This window comes from Nocardia arthritidis (assembly GCF_011801145.1).
In the GTDB taxonomy this organism is placed as follows: Bacteria; Actinomycetota; Actinomycetes; order Mycobacteriales; family Mycobacteriaceae; genus Nocardia; species Nocardia arthritidis_A.
Genome location: NZ_CP046172.1, coordinates 2,473,050 through 2,498,194 on the forward strand (window position 1 = coordinate 2,473,050; position 25,145 = coordinate 2,498,194).

Genomic DNA, 25,145 nt, shown 5'->3' on the forward strand with positions numbered 1-25,145 from the left:
GTCGTGCTCCGCATCTCCAATATGTATGGGCCCGGGCAGCGGACCGGTACCGGGCTCGGGTGGTCGCGTACTGGCTGGAGGCAGCGGCCGCGAAGCGGCCGCTGCGGGTGCTCGGCGATCCCCGCACGGTGCGGGACTACGTCTACGTCGACGACGTCGTCGAGGTCATGGCCCGGATCCACCGGATCGCCTGCGCATCGGGGGCCGAATCGCTGCCCGATGTGCTCAATATCGGATCGGGTGTGCCGACCTCGCTGATGGACATGCTCGCGGCGGTGGTGACAACGGTGGGCGGCGTGGTTTCGGTCGAGTTCGCCGGCGGTCGTCCGTTCGACCGTTCGGATGTCTGGCTCGATGTCACCAAAGCGCGACGGTGCGTCGGCTGGTCCGCGCGTACCCCGCTGGAGCTCGGGGTTCAGCGCACTTGGGCGCATTTGACGCGGCAGCGATTGGTCAACGGACCTGATGGTCGGAACGAGTGAGTCGAGGAGAAGGAAAATGCTGACGGAATTGATGGCCCGCGCCGGGCAAGCCGCGCTGCGGGGAACCCCGCCCAATGGCAAGGATTACTGGGCGGCGCGCTTCTGGGATCGCGAATCCGCGGAGCGGCACCCGCTCCTGGGCGATGACTTCCTCCTGCAGAAGGAGACGATTGGCGCCTACTTGACCAGGTACGGGTGGGATCGGCGAAAGTCGATCGAATTCGCCTGTGGTACTGGCGAATTCACGGCGATGACGGCCAAGCTCACCGCGGTCGAACGGATGGTGGCCGTCGACATCTCCCAGCAGGGACTGGCGATCGCCCGCAGCCGGGTGGACCATCCGTCGGCGGAGTTCATCCACGGTGACTTCTGGGCGGATAACGCGATCGGCACCGCGGACCTCGTCATCTGCGTGGACGCCATCCACCACCTGGGCGATGTCGGGCAGGTTCTGTCCCGGATCCGTTCGTTCCTCGAACCCGGCGGAATATTCGTCGGCAATCTGTGGACCGCCGACAACTTCCACGAATTCCAGCGCAGGCGCTATGGGGCGGCGGAACACCTGGCCAGGACCGCGATGTTCCTCGGCACCGCGCTGATGATCAAATGCACCAACGGCAGGCTGCGCACCGGTTCGTATCGGACCCAGCTGCGCCGGAGCGAGGAGACCGTTGCCATATTGCACGACGTATTCGACGCGGTCCTCGAGGTCGACACGAACCGGTACTTCATGAGCTTCGTCTGCCGGGCCTGACGGCCGAGGCGGCACACCGGCACGGTTTCCCGGCACCCGCGACGGTGCCGGGAAACGTCGCCGTGGTCAGACGCGTACCGCCTCGACCAGGTTCCATCCGCTCGGGCCGTCCGGAATGGTCCGGATCTGCCTGACCTCGAATCCGGCGGCGGTGACCAACTCCCGGAATTCCGAAGGCGTCCGCACCTTGCCGCCGACGAGCAGCAGCACCCCGAAGTTCATCATCGCCATCGCGTCGAAGCGATCGTCGGGCGAATCCCGGTGTGGCTCGTCCGGCAGCACCGAGTCGATCACCAGCAGGGTGGCGCCGGGTTTCGTCGCATCCGCGATGGCGGCCAGTATCTTCGCCGCGCGTTCGTCATCCCAGTCGCACAGGACGCTTTTCAGGATGTAGAGGTCACCGTCGGGCGGCACCTCCTCGAAGAAGCTGCCGCCGACCAGCTCGACCCGGTCGGTCATGCCCTTACCGTCGAGGTAGGTACGGGCGTGCGGCAGCACCTCGGGCAGGTCGTGCAGCACTCCGTTGGCATGCGGGGCGGCCTCCAGGAGCTGGCTCAGCATGACTCCGTGACTGCCGCCGATGTCGACGATCCTGTTGAACCGCCCGAGGTCGAAATTGTCGGCCAACGCGGTGCCGCTGTTGGCGGACATGAACGACATCAGCTCACCGAAGTACCTGCTCTCCTCGGGATTCGCGTCGAGGTACGCCCAGAAACCGGCACCGAGGGCGGCCTCCGCGGCCGGCTTGCCGGTCATGACCGTCTCGGCGATCCGTGCGTACGGTAGATAGTTCTGCGGACCGGGGTAGGCGCGTGCGAGGCTGTGGAACTTCGTCCCGGTCCGCAGTTGTTCGCCGAGCGCGGTCACCCGGAAGGTCTCGGCGTTCTCTTCACGCACCAGTCCGACGGTTACGCAGGCGCGCAGGTATCGGGTGAGCCCGTCATGATTTGCACCCAATTCGGTCACCAGATCGGTGCTGGTGCGCGGTCCACTCGCCAACAGGTCCGCGAGGCGCAGCTGTGCGAAGGCCCGAATGTATTGGGCCGTCGAATAACCCATGATCATGCCCATCAGCGCGCCGGGTGAGAACTCCTCGGGGCTCGGTGACTTGTCCGGCATTTTTCCTCCGTATCGGCTCACGCACTCGGCGGGCTCGGATGATGTGCGTGCTGGATCCGGGCCGAGCCCGGAGGCGAACATCCCACGCCGCGTTCGAAGGCCGATGGAGCGCGCATTCGGGCCCCGGTCGAGCGGGATTCCTGCGACCCTCCAAACCGGCCCGAGAGGCTGGACGATAGTTGTCGTCATCCCTTCCCGATGGAGATCCGATGTCCTCTGTTCCGGAAAACCCAGTTCCGACGCCCGAGCGGGTGGCCGCCGGCGCGGCTGCGTACACGCGATGGACGCTCGCCTGGTACGACTTCTTCGTTCTCGGCCTCGTCTGCCGGTTCGTGTGGCGTTGCCGTCGGGAGTTGATGCTGGAGTCGTACCGGCGCAACATCGGCGCGCGCCACCTCGACCTCGGCCCGGGAACGGGCTATTTCCTCAACCGGTGCGGATTCACCGCCGACAGTTCCGCTCGGCTCGTGCTCGTGGATCTCAGCGCAACGGCGCTCGGCAATGCGGTATCGCGGGTCGCCCGCCTGCACCCCGTGATCTTCCGGCGGAACGTGCTCGAACCACTGGACCTCGGCGCCGAGCGATTCGATTCCGCCGGTCTCAATCTCCTCCTGCACTGCCTGCCGGGCGGGATGAAGCACAAGTGCCGGGTCTTCGATCACGTACTGGAATATGTCGAGCCGGGCGGGCGGATCTTCGGCAGTGCGGTGCTGGCCCACGGCGTATCGCATACGCGGATCGCCGAGAAGATGCTCGCCTCACTGAACGCGGACGAAACCTTCGACAACTCGGCGGACTCGCTGGCAGAGCTCGACGCCGAACTGGCCGCCAGATTCGACGATTACCGGTTGACCGTGCACGGCTCCATCGCCCTGTTCGAGGCGACTGCCTCGTGATCAGGCATCGCGAACGGTTCCGGTCACCAGGTGCAGGATGGTGCCGGTGGCGGTGACGCCGTCGAAGCGCAAGCCCGCGCGGTCGAGCAACTCGCGGAAGTCCGCTTCGCCGCGTTCCTTGCCGCCGGTGAGCAGCAGCATCAGCAGATCGATCGTCGCGGCGACGCGTGCGGCCGGGCTTCGGTCGAGCAGCTGTTCGACGATCACGACACGGCTGCCCGGCCGAGCCGCCGTCACCACATTTCGCAGGACCGCAACGGCCGTATCGTCGTCCCACATGTGCAGCACGTGTTTGAGCAGGTAGACGTCGGCGGCGATCGGTATCTCGCGCAGGCAGTCGCCCGGTACGACTCGGCAGCGTCCGGCGAGCTCGCCCGCACCCGTCAGCTCCGGGTCCACTTCGGCGATGGCCGAGGGCAGGTCGAACAGCACTCCGGCCACGTCGGGATGCCGTCGCAGTACGGTCCGCAGGAGTTTGCCCTGGCCGCCGCCGATATCGGCGACCAGGCCGACACCCGTCAGGTCCAGGGCGTCGGCGACCGGACCGGCCGTGAGTGAATTCCCCGCGGTCATCGCCCGATCGAACAGGAGCGTGAACTCGGACGGATCCTCGGCGAGATGGGCCCACAGATTTTTCCCGTAGGTCGGCTCGAACATCCCCGTGCCGGTTCGTACCGCTTCCGCCAGCTTCGGCCACAGGCGCCATGCCCACGGTGCCCCCGCCAGCCGGACCATATCCCGGCGACTGCCCTCCGCGTCGTCCCGGAGCAGCAGCGACAGTTCGGTATGCGCGTATGTCGAGGCCGTCGTCTCACGGAAGACGCCGTGAACGGTCAAGGCCCGCAGCAGTCTGGCCATGGCATCGGCGTCCGCGCCGATCTTCCCGGCGAGTTCGGCGACGCCGACCGGCTCGTCGCCGATCAGGTCGGCGATCCCGAGGTTCGCCGCCGCCTGCACCGCGGCGGCCGCCCCGAGACCGTAAGCCATCTCATGGATGACCACCGCGGGCGGCAGGGGCGGGACCACGTTCTCCGACATCACGAGCACCTCTTTCACCGGATTCGAGCGCTGACTGTGCGCAGCGTGCGCCGTCGCCCTCGAGCGGCCTTTGAAGCCTGGACGAACCGCATCCACTGTCCGTGCTCCACCGGCTTTCGAATCCGGTGGAGCACGGTCATCGGTGCGCGCCCGCGTGAAATCCGCCGAAAGCGAGTTGCCGTGTCGAATACCAGTAACGTCCATGCCGAGGCGTCCCTGACGGTCGTCGCCCCGGCGTCCACGGTCTACGACCTGATCCTCGACGTCGCCCATTGGCCGCGCATGATCGGTCACGGCCTGCACGCCGCTCGGCTCGACTCGAGCGAGACCGAAGACCTGGTCGAATACTGGGCGCTGGCCGGCCCGGATGCGGTGCGGACCTGGCGGTCCCGCCGGGTCTTCGACGCCGTCGGCCTGCGGATCGCATTCACACACGAGCAACCGGAGCCGCCGATCGGTTCGGGGTGGGGTGAGTGGCTGCTGCGCGAGTCATCCAGCGGCGAAACACTGGTCACCCTGCGGCACGGCTTCACCGTGGACACCGGCGATCCCGAGCTGCCCGAGCGGATGCGGCAGGGCATCACCCGCAATACCGGGATCCAGCTACAGGCGCTGAAGGCTTATGCGGAAGCGACCGGGGACCGGGTGGTGGAATGGGAGGAATCCCTGTTCCTCGCGGGGCCGATCGAACCGGTTTACGAATTCTTCCATGATGCCGACCGGTGGCCGGACCGTGTGCCGCGGGTGACGGCCGTCAGGTCGAGGGAGCAGGAATCGGATATCCAATTTCTCTCGGTCGACATGGCCGGGAGCTCGGTGCGGACCGTCGGGTCGGTTCGGCTGTGCCTGCCCGGGGATCGGATCGTGTATCGCCTGCTGGATCCGGTCGCTCCGGTGATTTCGCACACCGGCAGCTGGGTGTTCGAATCGACGGCCGCGGGCACCACGGTCATCGGCTCGCAGCGCGCGGTCGTCGACGGGACCGATCCGGCGTTCGAGGCCTCCGGTGGACCTGTGCGACGCTTGCTCGCCGAGTGCGGGCAGACGTTCTTGCACTGCGTGCGCGACTTCGCCGCAACGCGGGCCGACGCCGCGTTCTAAGCGCACTCGACCGGTCCGAGGCGGCCGGCTTCTAGCTTTCCGTTCGTGCGAAACGAAACGTTGACCGGAAAGATCGCGCTGATCACCGGAGCTAGCAGGGGAATCGGGGCCGCGATCGCGGTGGAGCTGGCCACATGCGGCTCCGACATCGCGGTCAACTACCGAAGTTCGGAGGCCGAAGCCGCGAGCGTGGCCCGGGAGATCACAGCGCTCGGACGGCGAGCGCTGCCGAGCCGGGCGGATGTCACGGACGGCGACCAGGTGAAGGCGATGGTCGCACATGCCGAGCGCGAGCTCGGGCCGTTGGACGTGCTGGTTCTCAACACGTCCGGGTCCAGCGGTGTGCCGCGCGGCGCCATGATGAGTCTGGAGCCCGAGGAACTCATCCACCACATGGCCGTCCAGGTTCGTGCGGCCCTGCTGCCCATCTATGCCGTCGTCCCCGGAATGATCGAGCGGGGCGGCGGCGCGATCGTATTCGTCTCCGATCCTTTCGCCCGGGCGCCGAGGGAGGGCACGATCGGGCACGCGCTGGCGCGGGCGCCGATCGAGGCGGTGGCCAAGACGTTGGCGCAAGAACTCGGGCCGCAAGGCGTTCGAGTGAACGTGGTCATCCCGGGAGTGACTCGCACGCCCTCGCTGGACTGGGCGGCGAAGGGAGCGTTCGACTCGATGGCCGCGCGGATACCGCTTCGACGGTTGGGCGAGCCGGAGGACATCGCACGGGCTGTCGCCATGTTGGCCTCCGACGAACTGTCTTACGTCACGGGGGCTTTCCTTTCCGTCTCCGGCGGCAGTCTGATCCTCTGACCAGCGCAAACGGGCGATCCATTCGTGACCAGCGCGCCTTGAGCTCTTGTATCGCAATCGTTCGCGATATATTGTCAACGTGTTGCGTAACGTCGCAGAAAAGGATGGATCATGACTACTCCAGACATCCCCGATCGCGGATTCGGGGGCGCGGGATTCCCGGCGTCCGGTTTTCCGTCTCCCGCGGGCCCTGGCGGCGGGCCGTCGGGCCCGTGGCCGCAGCCCGGCGGTTTTCCGGCTCCCGGTTTCCCGCCCCCCGCGGCATCCGGTCCTGGCGGTGGCCCGTCGGGCCCGTGGCCGCAGCCGGGCGGGTTCCCGCCGCCTGGTGGTTTCCCGCCGCCGGCTGGTTTTCCGCCTTCCGGTTTCCCGCCGGCCGGCGGCCCGCCCCCGGTATTTCCACCCGGCAACTTCGGCGGTCGCGCCCGCCGCGGAAAAAGCGTCCGGCGTGGTGACGTGCGCACCGCGATCCTGGTGTTGCTCGCCGAACAGCCGCTGCACGGCTACCAGGTGATTCAGCAGATCGAGGCGCGTAGCGGCGGGGTTTGGCGGCCGAGTCCGGGGTCGGTGTACCCCACGCTGCAGCAACTGGAGGACGAGGGATTGGTCAGCGCGTCCGAGGTCGACGGCAGGAAGGTCTACCGGCTGAGCGATTCCGGACAGGCGCTGGTCGAGGACAGGGCCGAAGAATTTTCCACCATCTGGAACTCGGTCACCCGCGACGTCGACGACGGCCTGATGGAGGTCAACGGCCTCACCCAGCAGGTCATGATCGCGGCCTCGCAGGTCACCCAGATCGGCTCCGACGCGCAGCTGACCGCGGCCGCCCAGATTCTGTCGGAGACCAGGCGGCGGCTGTATCAACTACTCGCCGACGGGGACGCCGGGAAGCAGGAATAGGGCACCGGCGCACAGGGAGGGGACAACATCATGAGCACGACATCTTCGACGGGGCTCGGGCAGGACGAATCGGTGGCCCCCGCGATGAGCAGGGGGCGCATCTGGCTGGTGTTCGGCGGCCTGATGCTCGGCATGCTGCTCACGGCGCTGGATCAAACGGTGTCCACCGCCATGTACACGATCGTCGGCGAACTGGATCCGGTACACGGCATCGAACGTCTGCCCTGGGTGGTGACGGCTTATCTACTCGCATCCGTCGCCACCCAGCCGCTGTTCGGCAGGTTTGCCGATTCCTACGGACCGAAGCCGCTGTACCTGGTGGCGATGGGTTTGTTCGTCGCCGGTTCGGCCTGGGCCGGCTTCGCGCACAGCCTGACCGAGCTCATCGCCGCGCGAGTGGTGCAGGGCCTCGGCGCGGGTGGTGCCATGGTCTTGGCCATGGCGGTTACCGCGATCATGCTTCCGCCGCAGGACCGGGCGAAGTACGCGGGCATCGGTTTCCCGGTGATGACGGTGGCCAACGTGGTCGGCCCGCTGCTGGGTGGATTCTTCACCCAGCCGCACGCCTTCCTGTGGACCTCCACCTCGTGGCGCTGGGTCTTCCTCATCAATCTGCCGCTCGGTGTGCTCGGAATCCTGCTGGTGGCCTTGCTATTGCGGGCACCGGCCGAGCGAACTCCGCATCGGATCGACTACCTCGGAGTCGCATTCCTCGTCAGCGGTACGTCGGCACTGCTGATCGTCGCGCAGTGGGGCGGTAAGCAGTACGCCTGGAGTTCCGCCACCATCCTCGGTTTTTCCGCGGTCGGCGCGATCCTCATCGCACTGTTCGTGTGGCGCCAGGGCCGGGCCGCCGAACCCATCATTCCGTTGCGGTTGTTCCGCAACAGCACCTTCCGAGTCGCCGTGCCGATCTCGTTCATCGTCGGCTTCGCGACCTTCGGCTCCATCATCTACGTCGCGCTTTACCTCCAGGTGGCCAATGGGCTCACCCCCACCGAGGCGGGGCTGAACATGTTGCCGATGACGCTCGGCATGGGTGTCGGTTCCGTTTTCACCGGGCGGCTGATCTCGAAACTGAACCGGTACCGAATCTTCGGCATCGTGGGATCCGGGGCGGCGGCCGTCTTCCTCGGCCTGCTCGGTCTGCTCAGCCCGGATACCCCGCTGTGGTTGCTCGGCGTCGATCTGTTCCTGTTCGGCGTCGGTCTCAGCCAGATCATGCAGGTTCCGGTACTGGCCGTGCAGAACTCGGTGCCGATCACCGAAATGGGTACGGCCATGGCCGGCGTGATGTTTCCCCGAGTGGTCGGCGGCGCCTTCGGGACCGCCGTGCTCAGCGCGCTGCTGCTGAACCTGCTCTCGGCGAATCTGCCGGAGCAGCTCAGGGCCGATGCGAGCAATACGGTGAGCCCCAGCGTGCTCGGCACGCTACCGGCCGATCTGCGCAAGGTCGTCGTCGACGCGTTCGTCAGTGCGACGAATACGGTGTTCGTCGTGGCCGCGCTGCTGATGGTGCTGGCCTTCCTACTCACCCTTTTGCTGAAAGAACCGTCGGGCGGACTACGCGGCCGCCCGGCCCCGCCCCCGGCGGACTGAATGCCGCGGTCGGCAGCACCCGGGGGCGCTGCCGACCGCGTCTGGATCGGTGTTCGAATCGCTGTTGCCAGCATCGGGTCGATATTCGTCAGGCGGATCACGCCTCGGCTGAAATGGGGATAAGCAATGCGGGTCTTGTTCACGTCGTTCGCGTGGCCGTCGCACTACTATCCGATGGCACCGCTCGGATGGGCCCTGCGTGCCGCCGGACACGAGGTCCGGGTCGCGAGTACGCCGGCGCTCACCGAAACGATCATCCAGACCGGGCTGCCCGCGGTTTCGGTCGGCACGGATATCGATATCGCGGGCCGGTCGAAACGCGGCGAACTCGGTGACTGGCACAACGAGAAGCGGTGGCCGACCGACCAGGACAAGCTGAATGCCGGCCAGCAGACGCTGATCACCAACATCGCCAACATGATGTTCGAGGTCGCCGGCGCGATGTCCGGCGACCTGGTCGACTTCGCTCGGGCGTGGCAACCGGACCTGCTCATCCACGATCCGCAGACCTTCGCCGGTCCGGTGGCCGCGCAGGCGCTCGGGATTCCGTCACTGGCCCATATGGCGGGCTCGCCGTCGGCCCCCGGGCTGAAGCTGCAGGAGTCCGGCACGCCACCGCCGCCGGGCTGGGGCGAGCTTTTCGCGAGATTCGGTGTCGAACCGCGGATGGGTCCTTCGGCGTGGATCGACCCGTGTCCGCCCAGCATGCGAAAACCGGCCGCGGCGGCGAGGCTTTCGGTTCGGTATGTGCCCTTCAACGCGCCCGGCGTCGAGCCTGCGTGGCTGCTGGAACGGTCCGCCCGCCCGCGGGTCTGCATAACCTGGGGCACCTCGACGGTCCGGATGATGAGCAGCGGGATGACCGAGCTGCTGCACCAGGCGATCGACGCGGTGACCGGGCTGGACGTGGACGTCGTGCTCGCCGTTACCGCGGCCACGCGGCGGGAACTGGGCACGATCCCGCCCGGCGTGCGGGTGGCGGAGTCGTTGCCGTTGTACATGCTGATGCCGAGCTGCCAGGCGATCGTCCACCAAGGTGGGGTCGGCACCGCGTTGACGGCCGCGCTGTACGGCGTTCCCCAGTTGTCGGTCACCCAGATCCCCGAGCAGATGATCACCGGGGACGTCTTCGCCGCCAGCGGCGCCGGTCGGCATCTGCTGCACAACGAGAGCACGGTCGAGCGGATCCGGGCGCATGTCGTCGCGTTGCTCGAAGACCAGTCCTGCCGGGATGGCGCGGACCGGCTCCGCGCCGAAATGCTGGCGATGCCGACCCCCGCCGAGCTGGTGCCGGATCTGTTGGAGGCGGCCGCGGGCCACGCACTGGCCCCACGCTGACCTCGAAACCGGCTTTCGAATGTGAGGGTTCAGGTGTACGACGAGGAAGTTCAAGTACTGATCGCCGGCGGCGGCCTGGTGGGGCTCTCGCTCGCGGTATTCCTGCGTGATCAGGGCATATCCACCATCGTGCTGGAGCGGCACCCGGCCACCTCCATGCAGCCGAGGGGCCGGATGCTGACCTCGCGATCAATGGAGTTGTTCCACAGCATCGGGTTGGGGCAAGCCATTGTCGAGGCGCCGCCCTCGGTATTCCTCGAATACGGCGAGAGCGCGCGAGCGGAAACACTGGTCGGTGCGGAGGACTTCCGCACCGCTCGGCCACCGATGGACAGCGTGGCGGAATTCAGCCCGCACGAGCCGGCCCTGATCGACCAGAGCACCGTGGTTTCGCTGCTGCGCACGCGGGCCGAACAATGCGGGGCCGATATCAGGTTCGGCCACCGGATGGCCGGCTTCTATCAGCGCGGTCGAGGCGTCGATGTGGTCGCCGAGGAGCGTGCCGCCGGACGCCGCTACCGGGTGCGGGCCGAATATCTGGTCGCCGCCGACGGTCACCGGTCACCGACTCGCCGAAGCCTCGGCATCGAGATGCTCGGACCGGGAACGCTCCAGCACATCGCCAATATCGCATTCGAGGCGGATCTCACCGTCGCGCTGCGCGGGCGCCGACTGGCCCTCTGCTATCTGCGGCAACCCCGATCGGGGACATTGCTCGCGATACTCGACCGAAGCGATCGCTGGGTGCTCATGGTTCCCTACGATCCCGAAACCTCCGATGTGGACCGGGAATTCGACCGAGCCGGGTGCGTCGACATGATCCGCGCCGCGACCGGGATCGCCGACCTGGAACCGGCACTTCTAATGCCGTTTGCGGACGAGGCCCGGCTCGTGCACACGTGGGAGATGGCCGCCGCGGTGGCCGAGCGCTACCGCGTCGGCCGGGTACTGCTCGCGGGTGACGCGGCGCACATCATGCCGCCGGCCGGCGGATTCGGCGGGAATACCGGCATCCAGGACGCGCACAACCTGGCCTGGAAAATCGCCGCGGTGCTCGGGGGTGCGGCCGACCCGGGCCTGCTCGAGACCTATGAGCTGGAGCGACGTCCGGTCGCCCGGCTGACCTGCGAACACACCATTCAGCGGCTGCGTGGACGCACCGAAGCCGAAGGCGATAGCCAACTGGCCGCGAATTCTCCGGCTATCGGCCTCGGCTACCGCTACCGCTCACCGGCGATTCTGGCGGAGGACGACGATGGCCCGGACGTCCTGCACCCGCGCGATTTGAGCGGCTTACCGGGCACCCGCGCCGCCCATCTCGAGCTGGTTCGCGACGGGCGTCAGCTGTCGACCATCGACCTGTTCGGGCATCGGTTCGTCCTGCTGACCGGTCCGGAGGCGGTGGCGTGGTCCGCAGCGGGTCGCCGGTTCGCGGCCGAAAGCGGGATCGGCCTGGATGTCTACCGCCTCGGGCACGACGTGCACGATTCGCAGCGCCGCTGGAAGCAGAAGTACGGGGTGGACGACTCCGGCGCGGTGCTTATCCGTCCGGACGGTTTCGTCGCTTGGCGGGCGCCGTCCAGTGCCGAGCAACCGGAGCGGCTGCTGGCGGACGTGTTCCGGCGCCTGCTCACCGGTGTCGGCGATTCCGATGCGACTTGACCGGAGCTGGAAGACCCGCGAGCAGGATTCGGGCTGTCCAGCTCCCCGCACAGCGGCCGCGCCGCTGTCCGACCATATGAGGTCCAATGACGGAGGATATGCCGGTATCCGGATTATTCGGCCCGGGATTTCAGCTCGACCCGCATCCGAGGCTCGCCGCGGCGCGGGCGGCCGGTCCATTGATCCGGATCGAACACCCTTTTCTGGGCACGGAGTGCTGGCTCGCGCTGACCTACCCCGCGGTCCGCACGGTGCTCGCCGACGATCGCCTGGTCAAACCGGCGGAACCGGGTGAACCGCCCTCACTGAACAGTTCACCGCCCGCGCATACCCGGCTGCGCCGGTTGATCCAGCAGGCATTCACCCAGCGGCAGGTGCGGGCGCTCGGCCCGCGGATCCAGGCATTGGTCGACGAAATGCTGGACCCGCTGCTCGCGCGTGGATCCGGTGACCTGGTCAGCGAGCTGACGAATCCGCTGCCGATCGCGGTCACCTGCGAGCTGGTCGGCGTACCGCGATCGGACTGGGCCGAGGTCAACCGCCGCACGACCGGGTTCGCCGGCGGTGAGTCCGCCGACCTTATCGCCGAGGCCTTCCAGATGACCTGGGACTATGCCGTGGAATTCATCGCGGCCAAGCGCGCGTGCCCGGGCGAGGATCTGACCAGCGCGCTGATCGCCGCGCGGGACGGTTCGGATCGACTCAGCGAGGACGAACTGATCCGGTTGCTGATGACTCTGCTCGTCAACGGCTACCTTTCCTCGATAAAGGCGCTCGCCAACTCCGTGCACGCACTGTTGGATCATCCCGATCAGCTGGCGCTGGTCGCGGCTCGGCCGGATCTGATCGATTCGGCCATAGAGGAGCTGCTCCGGTTCGAATCGCCGGTCACCGCCGTGACCTGGACGGCGGCGACGGACGTCGTCATCGAAGGGGTGCCGGTTCGCGCCGACGAGCTCGTCGTGACCTCCTTCCAGGCCGCGAACCGGGATCCGGACTACTTCACGGATCCGGACCGGTTGGATATCTGCAGAAACCCCAATCCGCATCTGGCCTTTTCCCACGGCATACATCACTGCCTCGGCAAATCTCTCGCGCAGTTGGAGATGCGGATCGTCCTCGAAACTCTGCTTCGGCGTTGTCCCGGCCTCCGGTTGAACGGGCAGGCACGGCGGCAGGAGACCCGGGTCGTGCGGGGTTTCGAATCAATTCCGGTGGCGCTCGACAGCGAGTCCGTCGGTTCCGTCGCCACAAGAAAGGTGGGTGTGTGATGTCCGGTGGGGTTTTCGCTGATCGTGTTGTGGTGGTGACCGGTGGTGGTTCGGGGATCGGGCGGGCTGCTGCGGTGGCTTTCGCGGTTCAGGGTGCGCGGTGTGTGGTGGTGACGGGTCGGCGGGTTGAGCCGTTGAAGGAGACCGCTGGTCTGCATTCGGCGATTGTGCCGGTGGTTGCGGATGTGCGGTCGGTGGCGGGTGCGGATGCGGTGGCCGCGGTGGTGCCGGGTGTGGTGGATGTGCTGGTGCATAATGCCGGGATTTTGCGGCCGACGCCGGTGGGGTCGTTCGAGCTCGATGATGTTCGGGAGGTGTTGGAGACGAATGTGGTTGGTCCGTTGATCTTGACTCGGCGGTTGTTGCCGTTGATGTCCCGGTCGGGCGCGAATATTGTCTTCGTTTCCAGCGTCGTCGGCCAACGCCGCGCCGCACCGGGCACTTCCGTACTCGCCGCCGGTAAGGCCGCGCAGGACAACTTGACGCGGTCGTGGGCGGTGGAGTTGGCGCCGCGGGGCATCCGGGTCAATGCGGTCGCACCTGGGGGAGTGAAGAGCGCGGCGATGAAGCTGACCCCCAGCCCGGAGCAACTCCGGCGGATGTCGCTGGTCGGTCGCCGGGGCGAGCCGGAGGAGGTCGCCACTTGGATTACCCGATTGGCCGAACCGTCGAGTGGGTTCGTCACCGGCCAGATTCTTCCGATCGACGGTGGGATGGGACTCGCCGCCCTGTGATCCATCGTGATCCATCGATTCAAAACAAAACTCGCACAAATTATACCCGACCACATCCTTTTCCTGGCAATCCCTTCCATTCCACCCGGCCGGTAGCCGGATAGGCGGTGCATCCGGTCGCACCCGATGCTCCGGCCTAGGTAGAGAAGGGTATGGGAATTATTCGATTCGTCACCCTGGGAACGCTCGAAGTGGTGCACGATGGCAGACCAATTTTGATAACAGCCCCCAAGGTTCGTAATGTCCTGGCGTTATTCGTCCTCCGGGCGAACACCGTCGTCCGGGTCGATACGTTGGTGGAGGAGCTCTGGGGAGATAAGCCGCCTCGTAGCGCGATTACCACTACCCAGACCTACATCTATCAACTCCGGAAGTTCTTCGCGCACGAGTTCGGTATGGCGGGGAATGAAATCCTCGCCACCAAGGACCCGGGTTACGTAATGCACTTGGGTGACCAGCAGGTGGATGTCCGCCAGTTCATGCGGCTTATCGGGGAAGGCCGGGCCCTGCTGGAGAGTCGCGACCCGTATCAGGCATCCGAGGTGCTCGGACGGGCACTCGCATTGTGGAACGGATCGGCGCTGTCCAACGTCGACGCGGGTGCCGTTCTGGAGGCGCACATCGCTCATCTGGAGGAGGAGCGTATTCGTGCGCTCGAACTCCGGATCGAGGCGGATCTGCAACTCGGCAGGCATCGTGAACTGATCGCCGAACTCCGCAATCTCACTATCGCGTATCCGATAAACGAGTGGTTCCACAGTCGTTTGATCCTGGCGCTGAGCCGATCGGGCCGGCGCGGCGAGGCACTGGCCGCGTACCAGAATGTTCGCCGCATTCTCGATAACGAACTGGGCGTGGGTCCTTCTCGGGAGTTGCGTAAATTGCAACACGAAGTACTCGCCGCCGACGCGGTATGAGCTCCGCTTGCCGACCCGGCGTGTCCGGTCAACGGGACCGGATACTCGGCCGACCGCATCGCAGGGATGGTTTGCTGGTGCGTCACATTATTGTTGGGTGCTCGCGTGAACGATGGAAGCCGCCGCCGCGGCATTTCCGGTCAGTGGGGACTGTCATGGGTTACGGCTGTCGGCCGCCCCAGGTATGGTGGTGTGCGTGTTTCGCGTGTGGCGACGAAAGTCGTTGCGGTAGTTGAAGATGACAGGGGGAGTGGCGAAGGTCATCGGTCCGGGGCTATAAGTGTTGGTTCGGCTTCGCGATAGCGAAGAGCTGAGGTTCGGCAGCGGATTGTCCGGACGCTCGGATGCTGTCCCGGCAATGCGGCGCATCCGAATTCGGATATATCGGACATTATTCGGTCCGTGCGGTCCACTGCGCCGTGTTTCCGTACTTCTTCGACGATTGTGCGACCTTTGTGCAATCCCGGGTTATTGGTCTTTTGTGGAACAACCATGGGTGGATGCGTCGCGTCAAGCCGGTGGCGCATCGCCCATAGAATGGGGGGCATTGGTAAGAAAAGAGCAAACGCTAGTCTGGGTACTTGTATCAACCGATAGGTTTCAATGCTCGCCGCGAACCGACGGCGGTGAACTCCGATCAGGGGTCGGTCGAGTCAGGAACTTTGCACTGGGGGGATAGTTGCCTGCCCAGCGTTGATGTCAGGAGGTTGGCATGCGGGGTCATTCGGTTACCAGAATGTCTCGTCGTCAGGTGCTTACCACTTCAGTGGAACTGCAAATGCCCGCAGGGTTGAACTTCGATCAATGGGAGCGAGTGGGTTGTCAGCTCTCCGAGGTGACAAATTCGTCGGCATGGTGGCTCGGCGACTGGCTTGTCTATGGGAAATCGCATTACGCCGACAGATATGAAGCGGGAATCAAAGCCGCCGGTCTACAGTATCAGACACTACGAAACTACGCTTGGGTCGCGCGCCGGTTCGAACCGTCTCGACGCAGATCCACCCTGAGTTTTCAGCACCATGCCGAAGTAGCGTCCCTGCAACCCGACGAGCAGGATATGTGGCTCGATCGCGCCGATCAGGAGGAATGGACGACAAAGAAACTCCGCTGGGCCGTCGGCAACGCGCGCCGCCGAGTATCGTCCAATAATGCCGGCGCGAAAATGCTGCGGCGATTCGATATTCCGGGCAAGCATTTGCAGTTATGGCACAAGGCGGCCTCGGTTACCGGAATCGAACTGGAGCGATGGGTGCTGGAAACACTCGACGGCGCCGCAAATCGAGCTCTGCAACACGACATTGTCATGGAGGACCGAACCGCATGAGTCGCGAACCATCCCGCTGAATCGACCGCCGATCGCGGACAGAATTCGTCCCGGCTCGCGAGCACCGAGGATGTGGCTCCCGGGCAGGAACAACCACGTGTGCCCCGGTGGCCTCGGTCTACTCGGTGGAGGTGACCATGCCTGAACACGGCTCCATCCGGTGTCGATCGGCGGGAGGGACGGTCGAGTCGAGAAGCTACGCGAAGCACGACAAGGACTCGACCATGAGAATGACACGTTGGTTGGCGCTACTCGAATCCGCCGCGGTGGCCTGGTGCTCGCCGGCCTGGATTCCGTACCCGATCTCCACCGATCCCGCCGAGACGCCGTTCGGCGATCCACGCCGCAGGGTTCGGATAGATCCGGTGCTCGAGGTCAGTATCGACGGCATATGGGTACGACACGACCGATGATGCCGCGGCGCGGTACCGGGCGCCCCGAGCGGTAATCAACGAGCCCTCGATTCGCGGCTGTCACGTTCGACACGGTAGCGACTCGTTTCGTGAAGGGATGGCTTGATGACCATGCGGTGGTCGGTCCTCGGCTCACGCTCGCTGTACCGCAGCGACTTCGTCGAGTTGCGGCTCGCCGACGTCGAACTGCCGGACGGTCTGCGGTTCGAGCATCATGTGCTGCACCTGGCCTCGTCGGCGGGGGTCGCGATAGTGCGCCGCGACAGCGTGCTGATGCTGTGGCGGCACCGGTTCATCACCGACACCTGGGCCTGGGAGTTGCCCGCCGGTGGCATCGAACCAGGTGAAACCCCGGCGGCAGCGGCCGCACGGGAGGCGGAAGAGGAGACGGGGTGGCGACCGTTCCGGCTCACCGAACTCGCCTACATTCAGCCGATCGCCGGAATCGCCGACTCCGAGCAGTATGTGTTCCGGGCCGACGACGCGGTGCGGATAGGCGAGCCCGCCGACCCCAACGAAGCCGAGCGAATCGCCTGGGTGCCCTTGTCCGGTGTGCCCGCCCTGATCGCGGCGCGCCAGATCGTCGCCGCCGCGACTGTGGTAGCTCTGCTCCGGCTGTGCCTGCTCACGGTGCGGCAGGAGATCTGAACCGGCTTCGGGGCGGCCTGTGGGCGCTCTCGGCGGACGGATCCCGGAGGTCGCCGAGAGCGGCGCACGGTCCAGGGCAGGCGAATCCACACCCTACCTTCGCCATGGCGCGTGCGCTGAGTCGAGATCCATTGCGCCGCACCGGCGCCGGTGAGCCGAGCCGATGTATGGCGGCGGCCGGTGGCCAGCAGCAGTTTCGACCAGGCTCGCTCGGCACCGACAGCACACCAGATCTGTGGCTATGGCTTGCGCGCAACGCCGCCATAAGCTGAAATCGATTGCAGCGCACCGACTTCGATGGAATCGTTGCGCCATTCCGTGATCGCCGTGAAGCCGGTTTCGATGAACTCGAAACATGTGCTGCCCGGATCCGTGGTGGAGCGGGTGAAGAGCCCCTACCCGTCCACCCAGGACCCGGGCTACGCGGCGAATCTGCAAATACTGGTGAAAGACCTGATGGGCGAGCCGGATTCGCCCCTGCTCGCCATGCTCGACCGCGACTGGCTGCAACAGGCCGTCGAACAGGACCCGACCCGGATGGCCGTCGGAACCCGCAGCGCGCTGGACCGCGCCATCGACATCGGCGTCTGGCTCGACCTCTACAAACCGGACCTGCGACTGTGAGATAGACAGCGGCACAATGGCCACGTCGTCCATCGACGTGGCCGAAAGTGCGGTATCCGTGGCTCGTCAGGTGGGGCGCGCTACTGCCGGAATCACGCACACTGGTCCGGCGCGATCGTTGGAAGCTTTGTCGCCCAACAGGTTCCAGTTGTCTCTGCGAGACCCTGGGCAGCGCATCGATTATCCACTCGAAGGAGCCCCACATGCCTTTCATCACAACGCCGGACGGCGTGGACATCTACTACAAGGACTGGGGCAACGGACAGCCCATCGTCTTCAGCCACGGCTGGCCCTTGTCCTCGGACGACTGGGACGCACAACTGATGTTCTTCGTGTCCCATGGTTTTCGGGTGATCGCGCACGACCGGCGCGGCCATGGTCGTTCCGCGCAGGTCGCCGAGGGGCACGATATGGATCACTATGCCGATGACCTGGCCGCCGTCGTCTCCCATCTCGATCTGTCGGACGCGGTTCATATCGGTCATTCCACCGGCGGCGGTGAGGTCGTGCGCTACCTCACCCGGCATGGACAGGATCGGGCGGCCAAAGCCGTTCTGATCAGTGCGGTGCCGCCGATCATGGTGAAGACCGCCGATAATCCGGGCGGACTGGACAAGTCGGTTTTCGATGACATCCAAGAACAGGTCGCCACCCGCCGGTCGGATTTCTTCCGCACCTTCGCCGAGGGACCGTTCTACGGTTACAACCGGCCCGGCGCACAGCCTTCCGAGGGAGTGATCGCCAACTGGTGGCGGCAGGGCATGGCCGGCGGCGCCAAGGCACACTACGACGGTGTCGTCGCATTTTCCCAGACCGACTTCACCGAGGAGCTTACGAAGATCACGATCCCGGTCCTCGTCATGCACGGGGAGGACGACCAGGTGGTCCCGATCGAGAACACCGGCGTCCGCTCGGCCGAACTGCTGCCCAACGGCACGCTCAAAACCTATCCGGGTTTCCCGCACGGTATGCCGACCACCGAAGCCGCGACCATCAACGCCGACCTGCTCGCATTCATTCGATCCTGAGTAGCGATCGGAGCCCGTCCGCGATCCGAAACCCGCGCGGAACCGCGCGGCGGACGGGCTCCCCGGCCGAGCATCCGCCGGATCAGGACACTGCCAGCTCCGGCTCATCCGCCGGCGTCGCGGGCGCGAAACCGGTCGAGCGGAATCGCTGCTGATATTTGCGCGGTGAGATGCCCAACCGTGCGATGAAGGCCCGGCGCAGGGCCTCGCTGGTGCCGTATCCGGCGGTTATGGCGGCCTCGGTCACGGAATGCCCGGCGTGCAAGAGGTCTCGCGCGGTACAGAAGCGGACGAAGCCCACGTACTCGGCGGGCGAGCGCTCCAGTTCTGCGCGAAACAGTCTGGTCAGGTGGCGCGGACTGACCCGGGCGTGCGCGGCCAGGGTCTGCACGGTGTGCGGGTAGGCCGGGTCCGCGCAGATCAGGTCCACCGCCCGCCGCACGAGCGGGCTGCGCGGCGCGGGCCCGTTCAGGTGGGCCGAGAACTGCGACTGCCCACCCGCGCGCTGCATGTACACCACCAGCGATTGCGCCACCCGCCGCGCCACATCCGGCCCGTGGTCCTCCTCGACCATGGCCAATGCCAGATCCACGCCCGCCACCACTCCCGCTGAGCTGTACAGGTTTCCGTCGCGCACGAAAATGGCATCGGGCCGCACATCGACCGCCGGATATCGATGGGCCAGCTCGCCCGCGAACTTCCAGTGCGTGGTCGCCCGGCGGCCGTCCAGCAGCCCGAGTGCGGCCACCACGAACGTGCCGCTGCAGATCGAGGCGAAGCGCCGCGTGCGGGACGAGAGCGAGCAGGCCGCGGCCAGCACCTGTTCGGTCACGAAACGGGCGGGTGGCAGTTCACTGCCCGCGATCACCACGGTGTCGAAGCGCCCGGGATCGGCGGCCGCGCCATTGACCTCGATCCGGGTGCCGATCGAGGTCCGCACGGGACACCCATCGGGTGACAGCACGACCACCTCGTAGTCGCAGACCGTCTGATTGGCCTCCACGAAAACCTCTGCCGGACCGACGAAATCGAGCAGCTTGACCCCGTCGAAGATCAGGAACCCGATGCGCTTGCGCGGTGCACCCGCGAATGAGGACATGTCAACCAGTATTCTGGAGCTGCGCCTCCATAACAAGGTGATCTGTATCGCCGCACGTAGATTGGTACGGTGACCTCATGGGACGGCCGCGACAGTTCGACGAATCGAACCTGCTCGACGTCGCGATCGAGCAATTCTGGTCCAAGGGATTCGACGACACGTCCGTGGATGACGTCTCGCGGATCGCCAACGTCGGCAATGGCAGCATCTACGCGGCATACGGCAGCAAACGCGGCCTGTTCCTGGCCGCGTTCACCCGGTACTGCGATCGCCGGGCCGCCTTCGTGCGCGAAACCGTGCTCGCCGCACCGGGTTCCGCGAGAACGGCGATCCTGACGCTGCTGCGCGCCATCGTCGACGACTGCGCCGCACAACCCCATCGCCGCGGTTGCCTGATGATCAACAGTGTGGCCGCTCTCGGCGGACGGATCCCGGAGGTCGCCGAGATCGGCGCACGAACCACCGCCGCCATGGAAGACGCGGTGGCAGAACGCCTCCGCCGGGTCGCACCCGTCGGCGATCACAAGGCGATCGCGGTACTCAGCGCGCACATCATCCTGGTCTCGCAGGGATTGATCCAGCTCAGCCGCCTCCATGCCTCGGTCCATCGCCTACACGAAATCGCCGAAGCCTCGCTGGGCACGCTGCCCACCGCCTGGGCCGACCGCATCGATGCCGAACCTCGAAAGGCGCACGCGCGCTGACCCGGTCCGCATTTCATGATCGATTCGGCAAGCGCCGCCATAGTCGTCGTCCGCGGCATCGGTTTCAAACTGGTTCAGTCGTAGATCGATGTGTGCCAACGGAATCTACAGGTTCAACCATTCGGGTGGGGTGTAATGTTCGGCGCCGGCGAAGCTTCCCGGCGCCGGTATCTCGTTCTCCAGCGCCCGGATCTGGGCGGCTTCGTACTGGTCGGCCCCGTGGTACGAGGATGCCGCGGTCACCATCGATCGCCCGGATTCGGTGAGGTCGTCGCGGACCGCGGCGAGCAGTTCGTTGAAGGTCTGCGCCGCTTGGTTGAACTTCGACACCGCCTTCGGAAACTGTTGCTGCACACCGTCGATATGCGCTCCCGAGCAGATCCTCGTGCCGATGTCGTACTGTTCGGCCGCCGACGGCAGGGTGTGGTACCCGGCGTAGTACAACTGGACGACATTCACCACGACGATGTCGTTGTTGTCGTCGGTGGGGTTGCCGAATCCCCTGCCCTTCAACTGCTGATACGCCGAGGACTGTAGATGGGGGTTTTGTATCCGGGCGAATGGGCTGCCGAACGGCCCGGACGAGTCGAGATCCGTTTCGAGTCCCTTGCCGATCTGCTCGTCGAGCGCGGCGATATTCATGTCGAGCCGGTCCAGCGACAGTCCCGCGTTGAAGACGAGCCCACTGGCCGATAGGTCCGGCGCGACGCCGATTTGCTGCTCATGCGATGGAGACTTCGATTCGGCGATCAGGCCCCCGGTCACACCGATAGCGGCAAGGCCCGCGTCGATCAACCCCTCGGGCGAGGTCAGCGCAAGGAACAGCGCGACCGTATCGGCGAGGATCGCGGTCAATCCGGCGGCCTCTTTGAAAGTGGTTCCCTCCGAGCCGGGCGGCGGTCCCGGATCGCCCCCGCCGCCGAGGCGCGAGATCAGGTCCCGGCAAATCCACACGACGCATTCCTTGGTCAATTCCACCCCATCGGCCAGCGACTTTGCGCCTATCGCCATTTCGCGCGCGCACCCGCTGTGGGCCACCGCGGTGTTCTTGAACGGGCCCAGGAAATTGTGGTAGAACGAATCCGCTCCGTCGCCCTTCCACTCTCCGGCGTGAATCAATTTCTGTACTTCGTCGACATCCTCGGCGGCCCTGACGATCGAGCAGTACACGGAGCTGCCTGTCGGCGACTCCCACCGATCCGACTGACCGGCGAACTGGTCGGCGAGCGGATCCAGATCGTGCCCATCCAATGTGTAATACCCGCGGAATCGGGTGATGAGGCTCGTCAGGTTCTGATTGAAATACGCCAACCCGTCGGTGGCTTGGCGGACGTAGGCCGGGTTGGTCGGATCAATGACCGCGTCGTCCCAGAATTTGCTGTCGGCTACCTGTTGCAACTTCGTGAGCAACGGCTCCAACTCACCCTGCAGTGATATTCCCATCGCCGGAAACCCCCCAGCGTATTGACAGTGTCTTCGAGAATACCGAGAGATACGATGCGCCGAACCCGCAATATTTTGTCTTGCGCACATCGCGCGCGTGTGTATCGCAGGCCGATCCGGCATGTCAAGGCACAGGATCCGGGGCATGGAGTGTGCGGCCGACCTGTGCAAGCCTGGCGGTTCGCAAGGAATTTGTTGGTAGAAGGGATAATTCGCGTGATTGTTGGTCGGAAGACAACCACGGCGCTGACGGTGCTCGGCTCGGTGACCGCGGCAGTCGTCCTCGCCGCGCCGCAGGCGGGAGCCGCCGTCACCCGCCTCGATATCGCGACGGGCCTGAGCTTCGGGTTGGCCCAGTACGGCACCGGCTGTTCGTACACCATCACGGCGACGGCCAAACCGGGCACCTCGGTGGCCTTCTACGAAGCCGACGAGCAGGGCAACGGCACCCGCGACACCTTCAACCCGCAAATGCCGCAGGTCGACGCGTCCGGCAAAGCGACAACCACCTGGCGGCCCGCCACCAAGGGTCGACACGGGATCTTCGCCCAGGAAGCCCCCACCGGTGACGCGACCGCCAGCACGATCGCCACCGTCGGCACCGGCATCAACCTCGGCTTCCTCTGCCTGACCCTGCCCTGATTCCTATCGCGGGCAGGCGAATCCGCACTCTACCTTCGCTATCGGCGCGTGCGCTGAGTGGAGATCCATTGCGCCGCACCGGCGCCGGTGAGCCGAGCCGATGTATGGCGGCCGGTGGTCAGCAGCAGCAGGTCGGCGAGGGAGCCTTCGATCACCGGTCCGCCGCCTTCGGCCCACTCGCCGTCGGTCGCCACGAGGCGGTAACCGCTGAACTTCTCGCGGGCATGAAATGGAGCCCCCATCTCCCAGACCCGCGCGAGGGCCGAACGTGCTGCGGCGACCGGCATTTCCCTGGTGATCCCGAGCGGGATCGCGATGTCCTGGCCGTGCACGAGCATATCCATCAGCCGGTCGGCGGGGGTGGTGCCGATCGGCGTGAGCCGGGAGTCGATGCGGTCGCGCAGCTCGGCGAGCAGCTGCTGATTCGTCCGGCGCTGGGCATGACGAATCGCGGTGTCGCGGATAAGCCGGGCGAGGTTGCCGCGGGCGCGAATCAGGTTCACCAGAATCCATCCGATATCGGGGCGCATCGGCATCACCAGATGCCCGACGACATCGCGAATTCGCCAGTCGTCGCATAAAGACGCACGGTCCCAATCGTTTTCGGGCAGGGATCGCAACAGTTCGACCAGACTCGCGCGCTCGGCGGCGACAGCACGCCAGATCTGCTCGGTGGTCAAAGACGTCTCGGCGGCCATTCGCCTCGCTCCTCGTTTGAGTGGGTATTCGACTACGGTAGGAACTCCAGTGGGGTGGAGGTTCCAGTGAACGTGACCGAGAACACACGCCGCGACGGCCTGATAAGTATCGGGGCGCTGTCCCGGCGTACCGGTGTCTCCGTTCGCACCATCCGGTTCTATTGCGACGAAGGAATTCTCGAGCCCCGTCGTGGCGCGGGCGGGCACCGGCTGTTCGATCCGGCGACGGCGATCGAGCAGGTGTTGCTGGTGCGCCGGCTGCGCGCGCTCGGTGTCGGCCTGCCCGCAATCGCCGAAATCCTCACCGGCACACTGTCGATCACCGAGGCCATTGCCGCGGAACGGGCCGCGCTGGACACCGAATTGGGCGCACTGGCCTGGCGGCGTGCATCATTGGCCGCCGCCGAGGACGCGCCGCCCGCGCAACGAGCCGCGCGGTTGGCGTTGCTCGCGGCCGTGCACGACCGTCGCGGTGCGCACGACACCTTGGTCGCGTTCTGGCGCGGACTGCTCACTCCCATGTCGCCGGAGATGTTCGACGGGTTCGTCAGCATGAATATCCCGGACCCGCCGACCGACCCGACGCCGCGCCGGGTCGTCGCCTACGCCGAACTCGTCACCGCGACAGCCGATCCCGCCTTGGCTTCGGCGATGTCACGCCAGCTTTGGCGGCCCGACCCGGCCGCTATCCGCGATAAACGAGAACTCCTGACTCGGATCGCCGATGCCTGCGCGGTGGTCGATCCACTCGTCGTCGCACGCGTCGCGCCGCGTCCGGGAGCCGAACTCGACCGGTTCCTCGCCGCGCACGCCGCCGCCCGGCGCGAACGCGACACGCCCCGCTTCCGGCGGCGACTTCTCAACGGCGCCAACGACACCGACCCGCGTATCCACCGGTACTGGAAGCTCACCACCGAAATCACCGGAACGACCACCTCCGGGGCCGCGCAGCACTGGCTTTATCAGGCGCTGACGCGATCGATCGCCCCTGCGCCGTAAGACGTGACTATGGTTTGCGTGCGACGCCGCCGTAAGCCGAAATCGATTGCAGCGCGCCGACTTCGATGGAATCGTTGCGCCATTCCGTGATCGCCGTGAAACCGGGTTCGACGAACTCGAATCCGTCGAAGGCGGCCCGGATCTCGGCTTGGGTGCGTGGAATGTAGGGCACGCCACCGCTTTTGGTGTATTCCTCGCAGAGGGTCACATATGCCTGGCTGTCGGTGGTGCCGTCCCACAGCACCAGGTAGCTGCCCGGCGGTGTCGCGGCCATGACGGTGCGGACGATCCGCAGCATATCCGCGTAGCTGCGGGCGTGACCGAGCACGCCCATGAACATCACCCCGATCGGTTTGGTGAAGTTCAGGATGTTGCGGGCATCGGCGACGATCTGTTCCGGGTCGTGGAAATCGCGGTTGATATAGGTGGTTACGCCCTCGTCGGTGGTGCTCGTCAGCAGCGCGCGCGCATGCGCGAGCACCAGCGGATCGTTGTCGACGTAGACGACCTTGGACTCCGGCGCCACCGATTGCGCGACCTCGTGGGTGTTCTGCATGGTGGGCAAACCGGTTCCGATATCGAGGAACTGGCGGATCCCGGCCGCACCGGCCAGATAATGCACTGCGCGGATGAGGAATTGGCGGGACTGCACCGCCATCGTCGCGATGTCGGGGTCGATCTGCAGGCTCGCCTCGCCGACGACGCGGTCCACCTCGTAGAAGTCCTTGCCCCCCATCCAGAAGTTCCAGATCCGCGCCGAATGCGGGATATCCGAACGAATCTCGAGGTCGTTCTCGTGCTCCATCGGGTTTCGCGACTCCTCGGTCGATGACGGTGGGTGCGCGGATCGTCGCGATGCCACGCAAAGCAAACCGTCCCGTACGTACCGGATGGTCGAACATATT

At 65.8% G+C, this 25,145-nt stretch carries 26 protein-coding genes; 20 read left to right on the forward strand and 6 right to left on the reverse strand.

The genetic code is table 11. The features are described 5' to 3' along the window. The first annotated feature begins 59 nt into the window (after window positions 1–59). Both F5544_RS47295 and F5544_RS10915 read left to right on the forward strand, forming a co-directional pair. Complete coding sequence (locus F5544_RS47295) at window positions 60–482, forward strand: GDP-mannose 4,6-dehydratase (RefSeq protein ID WP_167473077.1); 423 nt, start codon at window positions 60–62, stop codon at window positions 480–482. A 16-nt stretch (window positions 483–498) separates the two neighbouring features. Then, the gene (locus F5544_RS10915; protein ID WP_174867311.1) at window positions 499–1,236 is read left to right on the forward strand and encodes a class I SAM-dependent DNA methyltransferase; all 738 of its coding nucleotides are present in this window, start codon (window positions 499–501) and stop codon (window positions 1,234–1,236) included. Window positions 1,237–1,302: 66 nt separating this feature from the next. Here the strand turns inward: F5544_RS10915 and F5544_RS10920 are convergent, their stop codons facing one another. Continuing rightward, window positions 1,303–2,355 carry a methyltransferase gene (locus tag F5544_RS10920; protein ID WP_167473078.1) on the reverse strand — a complete coding sequence of 351 codons (1,053 nt, stop codon included), beginning with the start codon at window positions 2,353–2,355 and terminating at the stop codon, window positions 1,303–1,305. Between the two features lie 209 nt (window positions 2,356–2,564). On the opposite strand from F5544_RS10920, the gene F5544_RS10925 reads away from it, so the two are divergent. Next, complete coding sequence (locus tag F5544_RS10925; RefSeq protein WP_167473079.1) at window positions 2,565–3,251, forward strand: class I SAM-dependent methyltransferase; 687 nt, start codon at window positions 2,565–2,567, stop codon at window positions 3,249–3,251. Here the strand turns inward: F5544_RS10925 and F5544_RS10930 are convergent, their stop codons facing one another. Next, on the reverse strand, window positions 3,252–4,289 hold the full coding sequence (locus F5544_RS10930; RefSeq protein ID WP_167473080.1) for a methyltransferase: 1,038 nt from the start codon (window positions 4,287–4,289) through the stop codon (window positions 3,252–3,254). A gap of 180 nt (window positions 4,290–4,469) precedes the next feature. On the opposite strand from F5544_RS10930, the gene F5544_RS10935 reads away from it, so the two are divergent. The 14 genes from F5544_RS10935 (at window position 4,470) to F5544_RS11000 (ending at window position 18,655) form a co-directional block, all read left to right on the forward strand. Further along, window positions 4,470–5,390 (forward strand): aromatase/cyclase, encoded by a 921-nt coding sequence (locus F5544_RS10935; RefSeq protein ID WP_167473081.1) that lies wholly within the window; start codon window positions 4,470–4,472, stop codon window positions 5,388–5,390. 45 nt (window positions 5,391–5,435) lie between these two features. Continuing rightward, entirely contained in the window at window positions 5,436–6,200 is a 765-nt protein-coding gene (locus tag F5544_RS10940; protein ID WP_167473082.1) for an SDR family NAD(P)-dependent oxidoreductase, read from the forward strand. A gap of 453 nt (window positions 6,201–6,653) precedes the next feature. Beyond that, window positions 6,654–7,097 (forward strand): PadR family transcriptional regulator, encoded by a 444-nt coding sequence (locus tag F5544_RS46270; protein WP_167473083.1) that lies wholly within the window; start codon window positions 6,654–6,656, stop codon window positions 7,095–7,097. Between the two features lie 30 nt (window positions 7,098–7,127). Continuing rightward, window positions 7,128–8,696 (forward strand): MDR family MFS transporter, encoded by a 1,569-nt coding sequence (locus F5544_RS10950; RefSeq protein ID WP_167473084.1) that lies wholly within the window; start codon window positions 7,128–7,130, stop codon window positions 8,694–8,696. Window positions 8,697–8,822: 126 nt separating this feature from the next. Next, window positions 8,823–10,034 carry a nucleotide disphospho-sugar-binding domain-containing protein gene (locus tag F5544_RS10955; protein ID WP_167473085.1) on the forward strand — a complete coding sequence of 404 codons (1,212 nt, stop codon included), beginning with the start codon at window positions 8,823–8,825 and terminating at the stop codon, window positions 10,032–10,034. 21 nt (window positions 10,035–10,055) lie between these two features. Beyond that, on the forward strand, window positions 10,056–11,696 hold the full coding sequence (locus F5544_RS10960) for an FAD-dependent monooxygenase (protein ID WP_167473086.1): 1,641 nt from the start codon (window positions 10,056–10,058) through the stop codon (window positions 11,694–11,696). An 86-nt stretch (window positions 11,697–11,782) separates the two neighbouring features. Next, on the forward strand, window positions 11,783–12,967 hold the full coding sequence (locus tag F5544_RS10965) for a cytochrome P450 family protein (protein WP_167473087.1): 1,185 nt from the start codon (window positions 11,783–11,785) through the stop codon (window positions 12,965–12,967). Beyond that, window positions 12,967–13,701: an SDR family NAD(P)-dependent oxidoreductase gene (locus F5544_RS10970; RefSeq protein WP_167473088.1), complete on the forward strand. Its 735-nt coding sequence runs from the start codon at window positions 12,967–12,969 to the stop codon at window positions 13,699–13,701. The genes F5544_RS10965 and F5544_RS10970 overlap by 1 nt, the downstream gene beginning before the upstream one ends. A 152-nt stretch (window positions 13,702–13,853) precedes the next feature. After that, the gene (locus F5544_RS10975; protein ID WP_203217531.1) at window positions 13,854–14,618 is read left to right on the forward strand and encodes an AfsR/SARP family transcriptional regulator; all 765 of its coding nucleotides are present in this window, start codon (window positions 13,854–13,856) and stop codon (window positions 14,616–14,618) included. Between the two features lie 766 nt (window positions 14,619–15,384). Then, a complete protein-coding gene (locus tag F5544_RS10980; protein WP_203217532.1) occupies window positions 15,385–15,942 on the forward strand; it encodes an LmbU family transcriptional regulator in 558 nt (185 codons plus the stop codon). A 224-nt stretch (window positions 15,943–16,166) separates the two neighbouring features. Further along, on the forward strand, window positions 16,167–16,355 hold the full coding sequence (locus F5544_RS10985) for a hypothetical protein (RefSeq protein WP_167473090.1): 189 nt from the start codon (window positions 16,167–16,169) through the stop codon (window positions 16,353–16,355). Between the two features lie 105 nt (window positions 16,356–16,460). Then, window positions 16,461–17,003 (forward strand): NUDIX hydrolase, encoded by a 543-nt coding sequence (locus tag F5544_RS10990; protein WP_203217533.1) that lies wholly within the window; start codon window positions 16,461–16,463, stop codon window positions 17,001–17,003. Between the two features lie 342 nt (window positions 17,004–17,345). After that, window positions 17,346–17,627 (forward strand): hypothetical protein, encoded by a 282-nt coding sequence (locus F5544_RS10995; protein ID WP_167473091.1) that lies wholly within the window; start codon window positions 17,346–17,348, stop codon window positions 17,625–17,627. 203 nt (window positions 17,628–17,830) lie between these two features. Next, complete coding sequence (locus F5544_RS11000; protein WP_167473092.1) at window positions 17,831–18,655, forward strand: alpha/beta fold hydrolase; 825 nt, start codon at window positions 17,831–17,833, stop codon at window positions 18,653–18,655. 82 nt (window positions 18,656–18,737) lie between these two features. Here the strand turns inward: F5544_RS11000 and F5544_RS11005 are convergent, their stop codons facing one another. Further along, the gene (locus F5544_RS11005) at window positions 18,738–19,754 is read right to left on the reverse strand and encodes a GlxA family transcriptional regulator (protein ID WP_167473093.1); all 1,017 of its coding nucleotides are present in this window, start codon (window positions 19,752–19,754) and stop codon (window positions 18,738–18,740) included. Window positions 19,755–19,831: 77 nt separating this feature from the next. Here F5544_RS11005 and F5544_RS11010 point away from each other — a divergent pair, with 77 nt between their 5' ends. Further along, window positions 19,832–20,458 (forward strand): TetR/AcrR family transcriptional regulator, encoded by a 627-nt coding sequence (locus F5544_RS11010; RefSeq protein ID WP_167473094.1) that lies wholly within the window; start codon window positions 19,832–19,834, stop codon window positions 20,456–20,458. A gap of 105 nt (window positions 20,459–20,563) precedes the next feature. Here F5544_RS11010 and F5544_RS11015 read toward each other — a convergent pair whose 3' ends face one another. Then, complete coding sequence (locus F5544_RS11015; RefSeq protein WP_167473095.1) at window positions 20,564–21,901, reverse strand: hypothetical protein; 1,338 nt, start codon at window positions 21,899–21,901, stop codon at window positions 20,564–20,566. Window positions 21,902–22,117: 216 nt separating this feature from the next. Here F5544_RS11015 and F5544_RS11020 point away from each other — a divergent pair, with 216 nt between their 5' ends. Next, window positions 22,118–22,543: a hypothetical protein gene (locus F5544_RS11020; RefSeq protein WP_167473096.1), complete on the forward strand. Its 426-nt coding sequence runs from the start codon at window positions 22,118–22,120 to the stop codon at window positions 22,541–22,543. A gap of 38 nt (window positions 22,544–22,581) precedes the next feature. Here F5544_RS11020 and F5544_RS11025 read toward each other — a convergent pair whose 3' ends face one another. Further along, complete coding sequence (locus F5544_RS11025) at window positions 22,582–23,241, reverse strand: maleylpyruvate isomerase family mycothiol-dependent enzyme (protein WP_167473097.1); 660 nt, start codon at window positions 23,239–23,241, stop codon at window positions 22,582–22,584. 72 nt (window positions 23,242–23,313) lie between these two features. Here F5544_RS11025 and F5544_RS11030 point away from each other — a divergent pair, with 72 nt between their 5' ends. Beyond that, window positions 23,314–24,240 (forward strand): MerR family transcriptional regulator, encoded by a 927-nt coding sequence (locus F5544_RS11030; protein WP_167473098.1) that lies wholly within the window; start codon window positions 23,314–23,316, stop codon window positions 24,238–24,240. 7 nt (window positions 24,241–24,247) lie between these two features. On the opposite strand, the gene F5544_RS11035 is transcribed toward F5544_RS11030, so the two are convergent. Further along, complete coding sequence (locus F5544_RS11035) at window positions 24,248–25,045, reverse strand: SAM-dependent methyltransferase (protein ID WP_167473099.1); 798 nt, start codon at window positions 25,043–25,045, stop codon at window positions 24,248–24,250. Window positions 25,046–25,145 lie beyond the last annotated feature (100 nt).

Bases quoted from the DNA above. Each gene is read 5' to 3' on its own strand.
- F5544_RS11035 (WP_167473099.1), bottom strand. From the start codon at position 25,045: ATGGAGCACGAGAACGACCTCGAGATTCGTTCGGATATCCCGCATTCG.
- F5544_RS10950 (WP_167473084.1), top strand. From the start codon at position 7,128: ATGAGCACGACATCTTCGACGGGGCTCGGGCAGGACGAATCGGTGGCC.
- F5544_RS10915 (WP_174867311.1), top strand. From the start codon at position 499: ATGCTGACGGAATTGATGGCCCGCGCCGGGCAAGCCGCGCTGCGGGGA.
- F5544_RS11010 (WP_167473094.1), top strand. From the start codon at position 19,832: ATGGGACGGCCGCGACAGTTCGACGAATCGAACCTGCTCGACGTCGCG.
- F5544_RS10920 (WP_167473078.1), bottom strand. From the start codon at position 2,355: ATGCCGGACAAGTCACCGAGCCCCGAGGAGTTCTCACCCGGCGCGCTG.
- F5544_RS11005 (WP_167473093.1), bottom strand. From the start codon at position 19,754: ATGTCCTCATTCGCGGGTGCACCGCGCAAGCGCATCGGGTTCCTGATC.
- F5544_RS10970 (WP_167473088.1), top strand. From the start codon at position 12,967: ATGTCCGGTGGGGTTTTCGCTGATCGTGTTGTGGTGGTGACCGGTGGT.
- F5544_RS10955 (WP_167473085.1), top strand. From the start codon at position 8,823: ATGCGGGTCTTGTTCACGTCGTTCGCGTGGCCGTCGCACTACTATCCG.
- F5544_RS10965 (WP_167473087.1), top strand. From the start codon at position 11,783: ATGACGGAGGATATGCCGGTATCCGGATTATTCGGCCCGGGATTTCAG.
- F5544_RS11025 (WP_167473097.1), bottom strand. From the start codon at position 23,241: ATGGCCGCCGAGACGTCTTTGACCACCGAGCAGATCTGGCGTGCTGTC.
- F5544_RS10975 (WP_203217531.1), top strand. From the start codon at position 13,854: ATGGGAATTATTCGATTCGTCACCCTGGGAACGCTCGAAGTGGTGCAC.
- F5544_RS10930 (WP_167473080.1), bottom strand. From the start codon at position 4,289: ATGTCGGAGAACGTGGTCCCGCCCCTGCCGCCCGCGGTGGTCATCCAT.
- F5544_RS10925 (WP_167473079.1), top strand. From the start codon at position 2,565: ATGTCCTCTGTTCCGGAAAACCCAGTTCCGACGCCCGAGCGGGTGGCC.
- F5544_RS10985 (WP_167473090.1), top strand. From the start codon at position 16,167: ATGAGAATGACACGTTGGTTGGCGCTACTCGAATCCGCCGCGGTGGCC.
- F5544_RS10990 (WP_203217533.1), top strand. From the start codon at position 16,461: ATGACCATGCGGTGGTCGGTCCTCGGCTCACGCTCGCTGTACCGCAGC.
- F5544_RS10995 (WP_167473091.1), top strand. From the start codon at position 17,346: ATGAACTCGAAACATGTGCTGCCCGGATCCGTGGTGGAGCGGGTGAAG.
- F5544_RS11000 (WP_167473092.1), top strand. From the start codon at position 17,831: ATGCCTTTCATCACAACGCCGGACGGCGTGGACATCTACTACAAGGAC.
- F5544_RS11015 (WP_167473095.1), bottom strand. From the start codon at position 21,901: ATGGGAATATCACTGCAGGGTGAGTTGGAGCCGTTGCTCACGAAGTTG.